Source organism: Thalassotalea psychrophila (assembly GCF_031583595.1).
In the GTDB taxonomy this organism is placed as follows: domain Bacteria; phylum Pseudomonadota; class Gammaproteobacteria; order Enterobacterales; family Alteromonadaceae; genus Thalassotalea_A; species Thalassotalea_A psychrophila.
Genome location: NZ_CP134145.1, coordinates 23,808 through 40,948 on the forward strand (window position 1 = coordinate 23,808; position 17,141 = coordinate 40,948).

Below are 17,141 nucleotides of genomic sequence, written 5' to 3' on the forward strand. Positions count from 1 at the left end.
AATATTTATTAAACTTAAACTTTGAGAGAAAACTATGTCATCAACATTCGTTGCTATTTTAATGGGCTCAGATTCTGACCTTCCTGTAATGCAGTCAACTATCGACGTATTAAAAACGTTTGAAATTGATTGTGAAGTTCGTGTGCGCTCGGCTCACCGTACTCCAGATGCTGCTAAAGCTTACGTAAAAGATGCTGAAGAGCGTGGTTGTAAGGTATTTATTTGTGCTGCAGGTTTAGCTGCTCACTTAGCAGGTGCTGTTGCCGGTATGACAACTCGCCCGGTAATTGGTGTTCCAGTAGATAATGGCCCACTACAAGGTCACGATGCATTATTATCAACCGTGATGATGCCTGGCGGTATTCCAGTAGCAACTGTTGCAATTGGTAAAGCAGGTGCTAAAAATGCGGGTTACTTAGCTGCGCAAATTTTAGGTGTAGCTGATCAAAGTATTGCCGATAAAGTTAAAGCTGAACGCGCTGCTAACGCTGTCGCACTTCTTGCAAAAGACGAAGCAATGCAAGCTAAATTAGGTTAATAATTTAACCTAAAATTAAAATTAAAATTTATGAAAGGCTCGAATTTATTCGGGCCTTTTTTTACTTCAGGGATGAAGGAATGCAAATCGCCATGGATGGCAATAGATTTGTAAACTCAGGGATGAAGGAATGCAAATCGCCATGGATGGCAATAGATTTGTAAACTCAGGGATGACCATTTTTATCACATCCATGTGAAAATGGCATACGTTACATCCTGTAAAAAAAGGAATGCAAATCGCCATGGACCGCTCCTACGCATCCATGCGTTCGCGGCATACTCAACTTCCATGTTGAAAACGGCAATAGATTTGTAAACTCACGGATTAATTAACTTAGAATTGCCAAATTGATCGCTAGACTAAGGTAGAATTGTGTAAACTTTAAATGTGGTTCATTATTTACTTAATATCGGTAATATTTTCCAGGTGGATCCATGTCAGATAAATACACTAATGGGCTAGGCAAAGCCGTAGCCAATCATCAAGCGTTAAGCCCTGTAAATTTTCTTAAACGCAGCGCAGAGTTATATCCTAATAAAACTGCAATTATTCATGGCAATGAACGATACACTTACAGCGAGTATCAACAAAATGTAAATCGTCTTGCGTCTGCATTACAACAACACGGTGTAAAAAAAGGCACAACAGTTACGGTTATGGCGGCAAATATTCCAGCGTTTTTAGATGCGCATTTCGCTGTACCGATGCTAGGGGCTGTACTTAATTCTTTAAATACTCGTTTAGATGCTGAAAACCTTGCTTTTATTCTTGATCATGCCGAGTGTGATGTTTTACTGACGGACACAGCCTACAGTGAAGTGATGAAAAAAGCCGTAGCGCTATCAAGTAGAACACCGCTTATTATCGATATAGATGACCCACAAAGCCAAGGAGGAGATCGTTTAGGTGAGCTAGAATATCAACAACTGTTAGCAACGGGCGATCCATCATTCGTGCAGCCAATTATTGAAGATGAATGGCAAGCTATGGCGTTAAACTACACTTCTGGCACTACGGGTAACCCAAAAGGTGTGGTGTATTCTCATCGTGGAGCTTATTTAAATGCGCTAGGTAATAATATGATTTGGCCATTAGATGAAAACGCTGTGTATTTATGGACTCTGCCAATGTTCCATTGTAATGGTTGGTGCTTTCCTTGGACTGTTACGGCTATGGCGGCTACCCATGTATGTCTTCGCCAAGTAGAAGTGAGCGCCATTATTAATTCTATTTCAGAACACAATATTACTCATATGTGCGGTGCACCAATTGTGTTAAATATGATTTTAAATGGTCCTGAGGAGCTTACTCAGAAATTAACCGGCAGCGTTAAAGCTATGACTGCCGGCGCTCCACCACCAGCAACAGTAATCAAAGGTATGGAAAAGCTGGGTTTTGATATCACCCAAACCTACGGTTTAACAGAAGTTTATGGGCCTTGTGTGGCAAGCTCTTGGAAACAAGAGTGGGATCACTTAACTAGCGATGAGCGTGCAGCATTAAAAGCAAGACAAGGGATCCGCTACCCAACTCAAGAAGATGTCGATGTGTTAGATCCTGAAACTATGTTGCCTGTTCCTGCTGATGCAGAAACTATTGGTGAAATCATGTTTCGCGGAAACACTACGATGAAAGGGTACTTAAAAAATGAAAGTGCCACCATCGATGCCTTTAAAGGAGGGTGGTTTCATTCTGGCGATCTAGCGGTTAAACACCCGGATGGTTATTTAGAAATACGTGATAGATCAAAAGATATTATAATTTCAGGCGGTGAAAATATTTCATCTGTTGAAGTAGAAGGGGTTTTATATCGCCACCCAGCGATAATGGAAGCTGCCGTTGTTGCTCGCAAAGATGATACTTGGGGAGAAACACCTTGTGCTTTTGTTTCTTTAAAGCCAGGTGAACATGCTACACAAAGTGAAATCATTGAATTTTGTCGTGAAAATATGGCTCGATTTAAATGTCCTAAAACAATTGTTTTTGCTGACTTACCGAAAACGTCAACAGGGAAAATTCAAAAGTTTATTTTACGAGAAAAAGTAAAGAACTTATTCGAAAACATTCCAGAAACGGCTTAATGTTAAAGAATAAACTCTACGTAAACAAATCAATGCGGTCTTTCGTTTAAAACGATATAATGATCGCATTTTTAAAATACACAAAGTATCTGCACATAGATGAGTTCGAAAATTCAATCTGATATCTATTCTTCTGCCCAAGAAGCTTTCGAAGCGGGCGGAATTATTGCCTATCCAACAGAATCAGTTTTTGGCCTAGGTTGTGATCCTGACAACCAGTTGGCAGTTGAAAAACTATTACAAATAAAACAGCGTTCGGTAAGCAAAGGTTTAATTTTACTGGCCAGTAACTATTCACAGTTATTACCTTTTATCGACGATAGTAAAATCCCACAGGATAAACGTTACACAGTATTGTCTCGTTGGCCTGATGGTATCACTCAAGTTGTTCCTGCAAATTCTTCTATTGCGAAATATTTAACCGGCGAGTTTACAACTATTGCAGTACGAGTGACTAGTCAACCAGATGTTGTTGCGCTATGTAAAGCGACGAATAAGCCAATAGTATCAACTAGCGCCAATTTAGCTGGAAAAGAGCCAGCCAAGACTTGGCTGCAAGTTGAGGCTGAGTTTGGTAATACTCTCGACTTTATTATCAAAGGCGAAACCTTAGGTTTTGCAAAACCATCAACAATAATCAATGCATTAACAGGGGAAGTATACCGCTAATGAGCCAAATTAATATTGAGCAAGTGATTGAATTTTTAAAAACGTTACAAGATCAAATTTGTTCTGCATTAGAGCAAGCCGATGGTGACGCTAAGTTTGTTGAAGATCTTTGGCAACGAGAAGAAGGTGGTGGAGGTCGTACTAGAGTAATAACTAATGGTGCGGTAATAGAACAAGGTGGAGTTAACTTTTCAACCGTTAGTGGCGATAAATTACCACCTTCAGCTACCGCGCATCGCCCAGAATTAGCCGGTCGCACTTGGCAAGCTTGTGGCGTTTCTTTGGTAATTCACCCTAAAAATCCTCATATACCAACATCTCATGCCAATGTACGCTTTTTTATTGCTGAAAAAGAAGGTGAAGAGCCTGTTTGGTGGTTTGGTGGTGGGTTTGATTTAACACCGTTTTATCCAGTAAAAGAAGATGTTATTCATTGGCATCAAACCGCTGCTGATTTATGTGCTCCGTTTGGTGATAGCATTTATGATGAGCATAAAAAATGGTGTGATGAATACTTTTATTTAAAACATAGAGATGAAACCCGTGGTGTTGGTGGTTTGTTTTTTGATGATTTAAATTGTTGGGATTTTGATACTTGCTTGAATTACATCAAGGCAGTAGGTCAAGGCTTTATCGATGCTTATGTACCAATTATTAACAAGCGTAAAGATACTCCTTTCACTGAACATCAACGCCAATTTCAATTGTACCGCCGTGGTCGTTATGTCGAGTTTAATCTGGTATTTGACCGTGGAACGTTATTCGGCTTGCAATCAGGTGGTCGTACAGAATCTATATTAATGTCTATGCCGCCACTGGCAAGATGGGAATATAACTATCAACCTGAAGCGAGTAGCCAAGAAGCTGAGCTTTATCAGCATTATTTAAAACCACAGCGTTGGCTATAAGAGACACGCACAAAAAAGAATAGACGCTCCCTTTCAAAGGGAGCTTCGTAGTTTGTTTAGTTATTAAAACGACGTAACTCTTCCATCGCTTCTAACACTACTTTCATATCCAGTTTACCGTCTCCAACTTCTTGATAATCATCATCAAAAATTGTGAAATTGCCTAAACGATCTAGCTCATTTAGTTGCTGGTTATCTTTTATTGCGTAATAACCATCACGGCCAAAAATTAACCAGCTATGCTGTTGTTTGGTAAATAATGACTGACCACTACTGTATTCATTACTATTGTTACTACAACCAAGCGCATCGGTGAGTAACGTTGGGGCAATATCATAATGGCTAGTTTGAGATTGATAAAAGCTTTTCGGAGCATCTGGCCAATGAATTATCAACGGGACCTGAGTTTGGTATCTTGAATAGTTTGAGTTGTGTCCCCAAAAACCTTTTTTACTATCATTAAATTCTTTACCGTGATCACCAGTAATAATTATGATGGTATTATTTATGTCATCACCTAATTGTTCAATTACTTGTTGAATTTGCAGATCAATAAAGTTGATCGAATTTTTATATAAGTTTAAGAATGGCCCTGAGTCATAATCATCATTCAAGGCCATATAATTAATCTCATCTAGAGAAGGCGTATATTTACGTTCAAAATCTTTAGGTATAGAAAAACCATGCGCAGCATCATAAAGCATAAAGGCAAAAAATGGTTTCGTATTACTTTTGTTTTTGTGCCATTGAATAAAATCTTTAGTGATATCCATATCCCGTTCAAACGGTTTATCTCCCTTAGAATGAGTTCGAAGATTTTCAACATTACTAAATAGTGTTTGATCAAATTCAGGGCTCGTTAATTTTGCACTGGCAAAAATACCAATATCGTAGCTTTGCTCTTTAATCACATCCATTAACACCGGAGAGTTTTGAGTATCCAGAATAGGTTGCCAGTAATGGCCAGGAATGGCGTAAAACAAGCTGAACATGCCGTGACGAGTATTATTACTGCCACTATAGTGCTGCTTAAAATGTGTTCCTTTATCAGCAATACTTTGAATAGTTGGTGTCATTTTGGCATCCATCATATCGCTACGCCAAGAATCCAATGTGATCATCAAAATGTTTTTTTGTTGTTCAACTGGTTCACACTGCATCGCACTTAACGGGTAATTAATTGCTGACTTTACCTTTTTTTGTTTCAACAAGGCCTGTTGTTTTTGTGCTTCTATATTAACCACACCAAATTTGGCCATAAAGCCTTTCGCTGTTAACGGAAATGAAATAGGTAAATAACGAGCTTGTTGGGTAATGTTTTTCTCAAATTTTGCATCTGCCCAGGTATGAATGCCATGACCTAACAATAAAAACACTAACCATACCTTTAACGGCGTTTTCAATGAAAACTGCGTTCTTACAAATTTATTACGAAGCATTTCACTTAAGAATATTTGTGCCGCAAAAAATGCCAATATAATTAAGCCAATTAAAGTCCATAATTGCCATGAAAAACTGAATATTTCAGTTCCGCCCTCAACCATTAATTCAAAAACAATACCGTTAAAATGAAAACGATATTGTTGATATACAAAGGTATCGGCAAGTAACAGTGATAATGCTAAAGATACGAGAATAATCGCGATAAATCGTATTGCTACATAGTGCTTTATTATTCTAGCTAGTAAATGTAATAGACCAGTAAGTAATAGTGCTAATAAACCTAAATGAGCAACGCTATAGGTAAATAAAAATATGGTTGAAATTACACTATCTGGATAAGGATGCGGTGCTAAATACCTTAAGGCGATGAAGAGTGTAATTATAAAGTTAACGATTAAGTATCTGTTTAACCAGCTTTTAACATTATTTGTTTGGAAATTATTCATAAATTATTTATTTTATTATCTTTTGTCTAGTATCAAAAATAATTTGTTTTAGATCAATAACCCTACTTTTTTTGTGGTTACAATTCTTTACAAATCTTAACAATATTAACATGTAAGGCAAAGGCCATGAAAAAGAATTTAATTAGTTTAGCACTCGTATCTTTATTAGCTAGTAACGCAGTAGTAGCGGCATCTTACGAAGCAGGAGACTTTGTGATCCGTGGTGGTGTAACCATGGTTAGCCCTGACGAAGGTAAGTCAGCTGTATTATTAGGAGGTGCTGATTCAACCATGTCAATCAGTGTAGATGATAACACTCAATTAGGCCTTAATTTCGTATATTTTTTTGATAGTAACTGGGCTGTTGAGGTTTTAGCTGCAACACCATTTACTCATGAAGTAACTATTCATGATCCTAATGCTGTTTTAGGTGTAGATGGCGCTACTTTAGGCGAAGTATCTCATTTGCCTCCTACTGTAAGTGCGCTTTATTACTTTGAAACCGGTACAAACTTAAAACCATATGTTGGTGCTGGTCTTAACTACACTATTTTCTTCGATGAAGAATTTAAGTCAGGCCCAGAAAGCCTTGGTTTAAGTGATCTTGAATTAGATGGTTCTTTCGGCTTTGCATTACAAGTTGGTGCAGATTACCAACTAAACGAAAAATGGCATATTAATGCATCAGCGCGTTACATTGATATTGGCACTGACGCTACTTTCGATGTTGGCGGTGACAGTATTGGTAAAGCTGAAGTTGATGTTGATCCAATGGTGTTTTCTGTAATGCTGGGTTATAAGTTTTAATGATTAAATTATTCCTGGGAGTAATTTAAAGGCTTTGCCACTTATACTTTGTGCTTCTATCAAAGTATAAGTGGCTTTTTACTTTTACCGAAAGATTGGTTAACCTAATAACAAATATCTTTGCACTGTTTCCTTATGGATAAATTTCTAGTTTATGGCAACCCAATTGCCCAATCCAAATCCCCAATCATTCATCAAATGTTTGCTCAGCAAACTAAGCAAGCCATTCATTATGATAAGTGTTTATCAACTAGCGCGGAGTTTGAAGAAAGCGTTAATAAGTTTATTCTCGCTGGAGGAAAGGGGGCCAATGTTACAGCTCCATTTAAAGAGCAAGCAATGCAGATGTGTGATCAACTCACCGAACGCGCCAAAGCAGCAGGTGCTGTTAATACTCTGATTTTTAGTGAAAGAACTATCAAAGGCGATAACACAGATGGTGTTGGCTTAGTAAATGATTTAAAAAATCATCAAGTTCAACTTACCAATAAAACCATACTATTAATGGGAGCCGGTGGTGCTGCTCGTGGCGTTATTCTTCCCTTATTAGCTGAAAATCCCAAGCAGATAGTTATTGTAAATAGAACAACAGAGAAAGCAGAACAACTTGCTGCTCGTTTTACCGATCAAAAAATAACTGCAATTAGCTATGCAGAAACTGCCAAAGCAACGTTTGATGTTGTCATAAATGCAACTTCAGCAAGCTTATCGGCAAATTTACCTGATTTAAGTTCTACATGTATTACTACTAACACTGTTTGCTATGACATGGTTTACGGTGCCAAATTAAGCCCTTTCTTAAACTGGTGCAAAAAGCATAAGGCCCGTTTAGTGATTGATGGTTTAGGTATGCTAGTAGGGCAAGCGGCAGAAAGCTTTTATATTTGGCGAAATGTAAGGCCACAACAAACTCAGGTGTTAGCTAAGTTAAGAAGTCAATTACAAGGCGCCGATAAATGAATCAAGCTATATTGTTTAATGATGATCACATTTATATAGTAGAAAAGCAGCTTTGGCGTTTTACCGGATTACTGTCTGGCAATCAGGTAAATATATACATAGCACATTCAGCTTCAGCAATAAGCCAAGCCGATAAGTTTGACTGGGAAGAACAAGTCGAAGAGTGGTTAGAAGAGAATGAGCCAGATGAGAATAATGAGATCTGGCTCTAGTAAGTTAGCTAGCAACTATTGATTTAGTTCTGCAATATACTCATCTTTTAAACGTACGTAATTAGCATTAGTTTCTCTTAAGAAAGTGAACTCGTCATCAGTGAGAGGGCGCTTTTGTTTTGCCGGATTACCAACATACAGAAATCCAGGATCTAATGTCTTATTTGGTGGTACTAGAGAACCTGCTCCTATAATACAATCATCACCTACAATCGCACCGTCCATTATAATGGCCCCCATGCCTACCAATATACGATCGCCCAAAGTACAACCATGCAGCATTACTTTATGACCTACGGTAACTTCTTCACCAATAACTAAGGGATAGCCGTCAGGAAATTTCGGGGTTTTGCGAGTGACATGCAATACACTACCATCTTGAATGTTACTATTTGCGCCGATAGTTATATGATTAACATCACCGCGTGCTACCACTAAAGGCCAGATACTGACGTTGACAGCTAAAGTTATATCACCAATTAATACACTACTCGGATCGATATATACTTTTTCAGATAATTTAGGGTATATACCTCTATAGGGTCTAAGGGAAGAAACTGTCATAAATGAAGCCTATTAATTGATTTAGTAATTACTCTATCAAAAAAACTAGAGCAAACTGATAAAAAAACACATTATCTAATATTAAATTGTATCTTTTAAATTAACTGTGACCGATAGAATGTAATTCAAATATAACTAAAAACGATCATATCGATATCACTGAGCTCAATAATAGCGCAGCTTGTACAGAATATAATCAAAATCGAGTTTATTTCAAATTAATTTCAAAAAGCAGTTGACGGCAGCGCAAAAATCTCTAAAATGCGCTTCACTTCTTCGGGACATCCCAACGAAGCGTTTTAATAAGTTAAGTAATCCAATAGGGTACTTAAACGCTGATGAAGCATTTAAAAATAAACTTTTAAATAATTCAAAAAATCGGTTGACATTAAAACTAGGGTGCTTATAATGCGCATCCACTTCAAGCAAGGCTACTAGCCGGATTGAAGCAAAGAGACTAACGAATGCGATTAGCTCTTCGTTCGAATAGAACGGTTCTTTAACAATTAGTTATCATGCAATTTGTGTGGGCACTCACATTAAGATTGATTTACAACATAGATACCTCGGTATCGAAATCACTTAATGATGAATGAACACACAAACAAATTAATTATCTTTATTTAGCGATGAAGTTAATTAGTACGTTTTAGTTTAACCAGCTCCTGGTTAGACGAAACATTCAGAATTCATTGAGTAGAAACAAGCTTGTCTTGTTTCAAATGTAACAACTTTTTAATTGAAGAGTTTGATCATGGCTCAGATTGAACGCTGGCGGCAGGCTTAACACATGCAAGTCGAGCGGAAACGAGAAGTAGCTTGCTACTTCGGCGTCGAGCGGCGGACGGGTGAGTAATGCTTGGGAATATGCCTTTGAGTGGGGGACAACAGTTGGAAACGACTGCTAATACCGCATAATGTCTACGGACCAAAGGGGGGGACGCTTCGGCACCTCTCGCTCATAGATTAGCCCAAGTGAGATTAGCTAGTTGGTAAGGTAAAGGCTTACCAAGGCGACGATCTCTAGCTGGTTTGAGAGGATGATCAGCCACACTGGGACTGAGACACGGCCCAGACTCCTACGGGAGGCAGCAGTGGGGAATATTGCACAATGGGCGAAAGCCTGATGCAGCCATGCCGCGTGTGTGAAGAAGGCCTTCGGGTTGTAAAGCACTTTCAGTTGTGAGGAAAGGTTAGTAGTTAATAACTGCTAGCTGTGACGTTAGCAACAGAAGAAGCACCGGCTAACTCCGTGCCAGCAGCCGCGGTAATACGGAGGGTGCGAGCGTTAATCGGAATTACTGGGCGTAAAGCGTGCGTAGGCGGTTTGTTAAGCAAGATGTGAAAGCCCAGGGCTCAACCTTGGAACTGCATTTTGAACTGGCAAGCTAGAGTATTGTAGAGGGTGGTGGAATTTCCAGTGTAGCGGTGAAATGCGTAGAGATTGGAAGGAACATCAGTGGCGAAGGCGGCCACCTGGACAAATACTGACGCTGAGGCACGAAAGCGTGGGGAGCAAACAGGATTAGATACCCTGGTAGTCCACGCCGTAAACGATGTCAACTAGCTGTCTGTAGACTTGATCTGTGGGTAGCGCAGCTAACGCGATAAGTTGACCGCCTGGGGAGTACGGCCGCAAGGTTAAAACTCAAATGAATTGACGGGGGCCCGCACAAGCGGTGGAGCATGTGGTTTAATTCGATGCAACGCGAAGAACCTTACCATCCCTTGACATCCAGAGAATTTTCTAGAGATAGATTAGTGCCTTCGGGAACTCTGAGACAGGTGCTGCATGGCTGTCGTCAGCTCGTGTTGTGAAATGTTGGGTTAAGTCCCGCAACGAGCGCAACCCCTATCCTTATTTGCCAGCGAGTAGTGTCGGGAACTTTAAGGAGACTGCCGGTGATAAACCGGAGGAAGGTGGGGACGACGTCAAGTCATCATGGCCCTTACGGGATGGGCTACACACGTGCTACAATGGCAAGTACAGAGGGCAGCAATACCGCGAGGTGGAGCGAATCCCACAAAGCTTGTCGTAGTCCGGATCGGAGTCTGCAACTCGACTCCGTGAAGTCGGAATCGCTAGTAATCGTGGATCAGAATGCCACGGTGAATACGTTCCCGGGCCTTGTACACACCGCCCGTCACACCATGGGAGTGGGTTGCAAAAGAAGTAGCTAGTTTAACCTTCGGGGGGACGGTTACCACTTTGTGATTCATGACTGGGGTGAAGTCGTAACAAGGTAACCCTAGGGGAACCTGGGGTTGGATCACCTCCTTACCTTAAGTAGACAACTTAATGGAAACTAACTTGTTAGTTTCGCGAGTGTTCACACAAATTGTATGATAACGAAAGATGAAGAAAATAGGTCGTAACTTAGGTTGCAGACCCATCATGATAGGTCTGTAGCTCAGCTGGTTAGAGCGCACCCCTGATAAGGGTGAGGTCGGCAGTTCAAGTCTGCCCAGACCTACCAATTTAACGTTTTTAGTGCGTTATTTCATGACTTGTGTAGGTGAACTACACGGCGTCATAAAATGCCTTCTAAAAAGAGTTAAATACCATTGGTAACACAATGGGGCTATAGCTCAGCTGGGAGAGCGCCTGCCTTGCACGCAGGAGGTCAGCAGTTCGATCCTGCTTAGCTCCACCATTTTCTTCTTAACGTAAGAAGCCAAACTTAAAACATCCCCTTTATGATAAAGGATGATGCGTTAAGTTTGGTTTTTAACCAAAATCTGCACCGAATGCGTGTGTTGATTAACTCTTTAACAATTTGGAAAGCTGATATTAAACCCGATGATTTGTGTTTATGATCTCCAATCATAAACGTCAGCAAATCATCACGATAAACAACTTGTTGTTTATCACTGAGTTGTTTTATACAACAACTCAAATTATTAATTACATATCTTATCGTTATGTAATTAGTTCTTACTCAAGGCTCACAGTTTACTGTGGGTTTGGCAACGTAGGTTGCCAACATTCTTATTGAATGCGTGAAAATGTCAGACCTATAACTTAGTTCGGATTAGTCTCCGAACATTCTTGAAGTTGCAAGACTTTTTGGGGTTGTATGGTTAAGTGACTAAGCGTATGTGGTGGATGCCTTGGCAGTTAGAGGCGATGAAGGACGTGTTAATCTGCGAAAAGCTGTGTTAAGCCGATAAAAGGCGCTATAGACACAGATGTCCGAATGGGGGAACCCACCTGTCGTAAGGCAGGTATCGTATAGTGAATACATAGCTATGCGAGGCGAACCGGGAGAACTGAAACATCTAAGTACCCCGAGGAAAAGAAATCAACCGAGATTTCGTTAGTAGCGGCGAGCGAACGCGAATCAGCCCTTAAGCTATTTGGGCGTTAGTGGAATGTTCTGGAAAGGACAGCGATACAGGGTGATAGCCCCGTACACAAAAACAACCTAATAGTGAAATCGAGTAGGTCGGGACACGAGAAATCTTGACTGAATATGGGGGGACCATCCTCCAAGGCTAAATACTCCTAACTGACCGATAGTGAACCAGTACCGTGAGGGAAAGGCGAAAAGAACCCCTGTGAGGGGAGTGAAATAGAACCTGAAACCGCATACGTACAAGCAGTGGAAGCCGGATTTAGTCCGGTGCCTGCGTACCTTTTGTATAATGGGTCAGCGACTTATGTTCTGTAGCAAGGTTAACCGAATAGGGGAGCCGTAGCGAAAGCGAGTGTTAACTGCGCGTTTAGTTGCAGGGCATAGACCCGAAACCCGGCGATCTACCCATGGGCAGGTTGAAGGTTGAGTAACATCAACTGGAGGACCGAACACACGTATGTTGAAAAATGCGGTGATGACTTGTGGGTCGGAGTGAAAGGCTAATCAAGCCGGGAGATAGCTGGTTCTCCCCGAAATCTATTTAGGTAGAGCCTCGCACGAACACCATTGGGGGTAGAGCACTGTTAAGGCTAGGGGGTCATCCCGACTTACCAACCCTTTGCAAACTCCGAATACCAATGAGTGATATGCGGGAGACACACTACGGGTGCTAACGTCCGTTGTGGAAAGGGAAACAACCCAGACCGCCAGCTAAGGTCCCAAAGTCATAGTTAAGTGGGAAACGATGTGGAAAGGCATAGACAGCTAGGAGGTTGGCTTAGAAGCAGCCATCCTTTAAAGAAAGCGTAATAGCTCACTAGTCGAGTCGGTCTGCGCGGAAGATGTAACGGGGCTAAACTATGCACCGAAGCTGCGGATTTGAACTTAGGTTCAAGTGGTAGGGGAGCGTTCTGTAAGCCGTTGAAGGTGAATCGTAAGGTTTGCTGGAGGTATCAGAAGTGCGAATGCTGACATGAGTAACGATAAGGGGAGTGAAAAACTCCCCCGCCGAAAGACCAAGGTTTCCTGTCCCATGTTAATCAGGGCAGGGTAAGTCGGCCCCTAAGGCGAGGCGGAAACGCGTAGTCGATGGGAAACAGATTAATATTTCTGTACTTCTATATATTGCGAAGGAGGGACGGAGAAGGCTAAGCAAGCATGGCGATGGTTGTCCATGTGAAAGTATGTAGGCTGAAGAATTAGGTAAATCCGGTTCTTCTTAAGGCTGAGATACGAGACGAGACTCTACGGAGTTGAAGTTGTTGATGCCATACTTCCAGGAAAAGCTTCTAAGCTTCAGATATATAGGAACCGTACCCCAAACCGACACAGGTGGTTAGGTAGAGAATACTAAGGCGCTTGAGAGAACTCGGGTGAAGGAACTAGGCAAAATAGTACCGTAACTTCGGGAGAAGGTACGCTCTCTATTGTGAACTCTTTACGAGGTAAGCAGCGGAGAGTCGAAGTAACCAGGTGGCTGGAACTGTTTATTAAAAACACAGCACTGTGCAAAATCGAAAGATGACGTATACGGTGTGACGCCTGCCCGGTGCCGGAAGGTTAATTGATTCGGTTAGCGTAAGCGAAGCTGATGATCGAAGCCCCGGTAAACGGCGGCCGTAACTATAACGGTCCTAAGGTAGCGAAATTCCTTGTCGGGTAAGTTCCGACCTGCACGAATGGCGTAATCATGGCCACACTGTCTCCACCCGAGACTCAGTGAAATTGAATTTGCGGTTAAGATGCCGTATACCCGCGGCTAGACGGAAAGACCCCGTGAACCTTTACTATAGCTTGACAGTGAACATTGCTCCTACATGTGTAGGATAGGTGGGAGGCATTGAAACCGCGTCGCTAGATGTGGTGGAGCCAATCTTGAAATACCACCCTTGTATGCGTGATGTTCTAACCTAGGGCCCTAATCGGGCTTGGGGACACTGTCTGGTGGGTAGTTTGACTGGGGCGGTCTCCTCCCAAAGAGTAACGGAGGAGCACGAAGGTTGGCTAAGTATGGTCGGACATCATACGGTTAGTGCAATGGCATAAGCCAGCTTAACTGCGAGACAGACACGTCGAGCAGGTACGAAAGTAGGTCATAGTGATCCGGTGGTTCTGTATGGAAGGGCCATCGCTCAACGGATAAAAGGTACTCCGGGGATAACAGGCTGATACCGCCCAAGAGTTCATATCGACGGCGGTGTTTGGCACCTCGATGTCGGCTCATCACATCCTGGGGCTGAAGTCGGTCCCAAGGGTATGGCTGTTCGCCATTTAAAGTGGTACGCGAGCTGGGTTTAGAACGTCGTGAGACAGTTCGGTCCCTATCTGCCGTGGGCGTTTGAGAATTGAAGAGGGCTGCTCCTAGTACGAGAGGACCGGAGTGGACGAACCTCTGGTGTTCGGGTTGTCACGCCAGTGGCATTGCCCGGTAGCTACGTTCGGAACTGATAACCGCTGAAAGCATCTAAGCGGGAAGCAGGCTTTGAGATGAGTTCTCACTGGGACTTTAAGTCCCCTAAAGGGTCGTTGGAGACTACAACGTTGATAGGTCAGGTGTGTAAGTGCTGTGAGGCATTGAGCTAACTGATACTAATTGCCCGTGAGGCTTAACCATACAACACCCAAGCAGTTTTGCTTTGAGAGATTGTATGGTCTGATACTCTTTTAAAGAGATTCACGCATTAACAAGAATACTTGAGACATGGTTTAATATCGATTTTTCCAAATTCGTTATTCGATACGTCGAATAACAGGTTCGAAAGAACCAACAGTTTTTGTCTGGCGACAATAGCACTGTGGCCCCACCTGATCCCATGCCGAACTCAGAAGTGAAACGCAGTTGCGCCGATGGTAGTGTGGGAGTTCCCATGTGAGAGTAGGTCATCGCCAGGCTCCTAATTCCGAAAAGCCCTCTGCTAATGCAGAGGGCTTTTTTCGTTTAGGATCCTGGCGTGACCTACTTCTTTGTAGGCATAGCTTTGCGTATCCAACTCAAGCACACTTCAACCGTATGAGGTCCCGGACATCGCTAAAGCTCTTCCGGGATGACGTGGTTTAAATTAATTAGCATCGCGGTTACGCAACTATAATAAGAAAAAGTACTCCGTCATTCCGCAGTGCTTTTGTGCGTAACCTCCTGAAGCGTATCGTGCTTTAAATATTTAAACTTTTATAACCACAGCACGCTCAATGAGGTCCCGGACATCGCTAAAGCTCTTCCGGGATGACGTGGTGTAAGTTAATTAGCATCGCGGTTACTCACTTATACTTTGAAAAAACACACCGTCATCCCCCACTAGTGGAACGAGATGAGGGACCCCCTTTCGGCTATAGAGAGGTTCTAAATACGCTAAAAAATGTAAATCAAAGAAAATAACATCTCCCAGGATAATAATAAACACAGTTCAATAAGCTGATATATATGTGCGACATTGACCATAGCATTAATAGACATTAACGGAAAAAGCCAACGCATCATTATATTATTACAGTAAAAACAATGCGTTATGTGGTTTGCTTGTTTTATGTTCGATTCCTTATTTTGTAACTTATTGTAATAAGGTCATGAAGGTTTAAACTTTATAACAGTTACAGGATGTAGCTTATTAGAAATCAAGAAGTGGAAATTTGGTAAGGATGCTACAGGGATATACTTAATGGATTATTAAGTTAATCAGGAAGATTATTTATCATTGGATGATTTACCCTTCGGGGGTTATGGATAGTAAATAAGGTGTCAGGAAGACCGAAAATAAAAAACAATGTATGGAAACGATTAAAATATAGGGATAGTATTTCAAGGATAGGTTCAGGGCTGGATTAACCAGAACAGTGACAAAAGTATTTGTCGAAGAGCGATAGTCATATGACTGTCGTTTTTTTTGCTCAGGAAAGAGCTATATGCAAAATTTCCAGGGATGGTAAGAATTTTGTTTTGTTCATAAAAAAAGTAATCATTAGAAATCTTGTTATAAATTGTCAGTTTATTGAACAAAAACTAACAGTTTTAGCGATAGATCGCGTAAAATAGACTTAATTACTATTTATTTAAGAACATTATGAGCAGAACTAAAAAATCTCGCAAGCCAGGTCGCGCTAGAAGTATAAGCGAACCAAACAAGAATATTATCGAAGAGAAAGAGCCAAGAACGCGTAAAACCTCGGGCAACAAAGCAGGAACACGTCAACAAGTCGCTTTTGTTAAAACTAGCCAACCAGATGATGTGAAGGATAAAGATCCACGTATTGGCAGTAAAAAACCTATTGATCTTGGTGTAGCCTCTACGCCAGTTAAACAAACTAAGCCTAAAACCAAAGCTGTTCAGCAACCAATTGCAGCTATCAAAGACGTTGAAGTTGATAACACTGAAATAGAAGCATTAGAAAAAGAATTATTTGCTATTGAAGACAATGAAGAATTGCAAATATTAGCCGCTAGAGCGGAAGCTGGTGAAGAATTAACGGAACAAGAGGCACAAACCTTATCTGCTAGTTTTGATCGCTACGAAGAGCTTTTAGCTGCTTTGGGCATAGAAACAGAAGATGATGATGAAGAATATGAAGACGAAGATTCTGAAGATAAACTTTGGGATAAATTAGACGAAACTGATTTTTCTGAGTTTAAAGAGTAAGTTTTATAGTGTCTGTTAGTGCCATATTATTGCTGATTTTTGCTTCTTTAGTGCTTTTAGCTTTAGCGAGTTATGCTGCGTTTTTAATGTTTAAATTACGCAGTCAAACGTTAAATACCAAGCTAATTGAGGCAGATCACAAGCAAAAACAAATTATCCGGGATTTGAAAGCTGTTGACTCTATAGTTCTGATAACAAAGGCTATTTCTGAAAAACAATGTGAAATATCTGAAGGCTGTTGGCGTCTCTCTGTATTGATGGAATCATTACCTCAATACAGTGAAGAGTTAAAATCAAAATTTCCTGCTATATTTAAGTTATACAGCCAAATTAGTCATATGCCGATCCTTGATGCGCGCAAACAACTATCAAAGAAAGATAGGTTAGCGTTAGATCTTGAACGTATGGGAATTGAACAAGAATTAGAGCCTGCTGTATATACCGATGTAGCAGATTTACTACCCTATGTTAAATCACTGCAAAAAGAGCTAAACCAACAAAAAAAATAGAAGCGAGGCAGAAT

Annotated in this window: 11 protein-coding genes, 2 tRNA genes and 3 rRNA genes; 14 read left to right on the forward strand and 2 right to left on the reverse strand. The window is 41.1% G+C overall.

Annotated elements, in window-relative coordinates:
- Positions 1-34 precede the first annotated feature (34 nt).
- The 4 genes from purE (at position 35) to hemF (ending at position 4,199) form a co-directional block, all read left to right on the forward strand.
- Entirely contained in the window at positions 35-538 is a 504-nt protein-coding gene (gene purE / locus RGQ13_RS00100; protein WP_348391534.1) for a 5-(carboxyamino)imidazole ribonucleotide mutase, read from the forward strand.
- A gap of 437 nt (positions 539-975) precedes the next feature.
- Positions 976-2,622: an acyl-CoA synthetase gene (locus tag RGQ13_RS00105; RefSeq protein WP_348391535.1), complete on the forward strand. Its 1,647-nt coding sequence runs from the start codon at positions 976-978 to the stop codon at positions 2,620-2,622.
- A 99-nt stretch (positions 2,623-2,721) separates the two neighbouring features.
- Positions 2,722-3,291: a Sua5/YciO/YrdC/YwlC family protein gene (locus RGQ13_RS00110; protein ID WP_348391536.1), complete on the forward strand. Its 570-nt coding sequence runs from the start codon at positions 2,722-2,724 to the stop codon at positions 3,289-3,291.
- Positions 3,291-4,199, forward strand: coding sequence for an oxygen-dependent coproporphyrinogen oxidase (gene hemF, locus RGQ13_RS00115; RefSeq protein WP_348391537.1), 909 nt, complete (start codon positions 3,291-3,293; stop codon positions 4,197-4,199). Before RGQ13_RS00110 ends, hemF begins: the two co-directional genes overlap by 1 nt.
- A 56-nt stretch (positions 4,200-4,255) precedes the next feature.
- Here the strand turns inward: hemF and RGQ13_RS00120 are convergent, their stop codons facing one another.
- Positions 4,256-6,088: a DUF3413 domain-containing protein gene (locus RGQ13_RS00120; protein ID WP_348391538.1), complete on the reverse strand. Its 1,833-nt coding sequence runs from the start codon at positions 6,086-6,088 to the stop codon at positions 4,256-4,258.
- Between the two features lie 126 nt (positions 6,089-6,214).
- Here RGQ13_RS00120 and RGQ13_RS00125 point away from each other — a divergent pair, with 126 nt between their 5' ends.
- From RGQ13_RS00125 to RGQ13_RS00135, 3 genes are all read left to right on the forward strand, one after another.
- Positions 6,215-6,895: an OmpW/AlkL family protein gene (locus RGQ13_RS00125; protein WP_348391539.1), complete on the forward strand. Its 681-nt coding sequence runs from the start codon at positions 6,215-6,217 to the stop codon at positions 6,893-6,895.
- Positions 6,896-7,030: 135 nt separating this feature from the next.
- Positions 7,031-7,855, forward strand: a complete 825-nt coding sequence (gene aroE / locus RGQ13_RS00130) for a shikimate dehydrogenase (protein ID WP_348391540.1) — start codon at positions 7,031-7,033, stop codon at positions 7,853-7,855.
- Complete coding sequence (locus tag RGQ13_RS00135) at positions 7,852-8,067, forward strand: hypothetical protein (RefSeq protein WP_348391541.1); 216 nt, start codon at positions 7,852-7,854, stop codon at positions 8,065-8,067. Before aroE ends, RGQ13_RS00135 begins: the two co-directional genes overlap by 4 nt.
- A gap of 15 nt (positions 8,068-8,082) precedes the next feature.
- Here RGQ13_RS00135 and RGQ13_RS00140 read toward each other — a convergent pair whose 3' ends face one another.
- A complete protein-coding gene (locus tag RGQ13_RS00140; RefSeq protein WP_348391542.1) occupies positions 8,083-8,631 on the reverse strand; it encodes a gamma carbonic anhydrase family protein in 549 nt (182 codons plus the stop codon).
- 736 nt (positions 8,632-9,367) lie between these two features.
- Here RGQ13_RS00140 and RGQ13_RS00145 point away from each other — a divergent pair.
- From RGQ13_RS00145 to RGQ13_RS00175, 7 genes are all read left to right on the forward strand, one after another.
- Positions 9,368-10,912 (forward strand): 16S ribosomal RNA (locus tag RGQ13_RS00145).
- 119 nt (positions 10,913-11,031) lie between these two features.
- A tRNA-Ile gene (locus RGQ13_RS00150) sits at positions 11,032-11,108 on the forward strand.
- Positions 11,109-11,209: 101 nt separating this feature from the next.
- Positions 11,210-11,285 (forward strand) — tRNA-Ala (locus RGQ13_RS00155).
- Between the two features lie 425 nt (positions 11,286-11,710).
- Positions 11,711-14,601, forward strand: a 23S ribosomal RNA gene (locus RGQ13_RS00160).
- A gap of 163 nt (positions 14,602-14,764) precedes the next feature.
- Positions 14,765-14,879, forward strand: a 5S ribosomal RNA gene (gene rrf / locus RGQ13_RS00165).
- Together the 16S, 23S and 5S rRNA genes with 2 tRNA genes alongside form the textbook arrangement of a ribosomal RNA operon.
- Before the next feature lie 1,166 nt (positions 14,880-16,045).
- Entirely contained in the window at positions 16,046-16,618 is a 573-nt protein-coding gene (yihI, locus tag RGQ13_RS00170) for a Der GTPase-activating protein YihI (RefSeq protein ID WP_348391543.1), read from the forward strand.
- 8 nt (positions 16,619-16,626) lie between these two features.
- The gene (locus tag RGQ13_RS00175; protein WP_348391544.1) at positions 16,627-17,127 is read left to right on the forward strand and encodes a DUF2489 domain-containing protein; all 501 of its coding nucleotides are present in this window, start codon (positions 16,627-16,629) and stop codon (positions 17,125-17,127) included.
- Positions 17,128-17,141 lie beyond the last annotated feature (14 nt).

Excerpts from the sequence above, each read along its gene's own strand:
- purE (WP_348391534.1), top strand. The coding sequence starts at position 35 with ATGTCATCAACATTCGTTGCTATTTTAATGGGCTCAGATTCTGACCTT.
- RGQ13_RS00105 (WP_348391535.1), top strand. The coding sequence starts at position 976 with ATGTCAGATAAATACACTAATGGGCTAGGCAAAGCCGTAGCCAATCAT.
- RGQ13_RS00110 (WP_348391536.1), top strand. The coding sequence starts at position 2,722 with ATGAGTTCGAAAATTCAATCTGATATCTATTCTTCTGCCCAAGAAGCT.
- hemF (WP_348391537.1), top strand. The coding sequence starts at position 3,291 with ATGAGCCAAATTAATATTGAGCAAGTGATTGAATTTTTAAAAACGTTA.
- RGQ13_RS00120 (WP_348391538.1), bottom strand. The coding sequence starts at position 6,088 with ATGAATAATTTCCAAACAAATAATGTTAAAAGCTGGTTAAACAGATAC.
- RGQ13_RS00125 (WP_348391539.1), top strand. The coding sequence starts at position 6,215 with ATGAAAAAGAATTTAATTAGTTTAGCACTCGTATCTTTATTAGCTAGT.
- aroE (WP_348391540.1), top strand. The coding sequence starts at position 7,031 with ATGGATAAATTTCTAGTTTATGGCAACCCAATTGCCCAATCCAAATCC.
- RGQ13_RS00135 (WP_348391541.1), top strand. The coding sequence starts at position 7,852 with ATGAATCAAGCTATATTGTTTAATGATGATCACATTTATATAGTAGAA.
- RGQ13_RS00140 (WP_348391542.1), bottom strand. The coding sequence starts at position 8,631 with ATGACAGTTTCTTCCCTTAGACCCTATAGAGGTATATACCCTAAATTA.
- yihI (WP_348391543.1), top strand. The coding sequence starts at position 16,046 with ATGAGCAGAACTAAAAAATCTCGCAAGCCAGGTCGCGCTAGAAGTATA.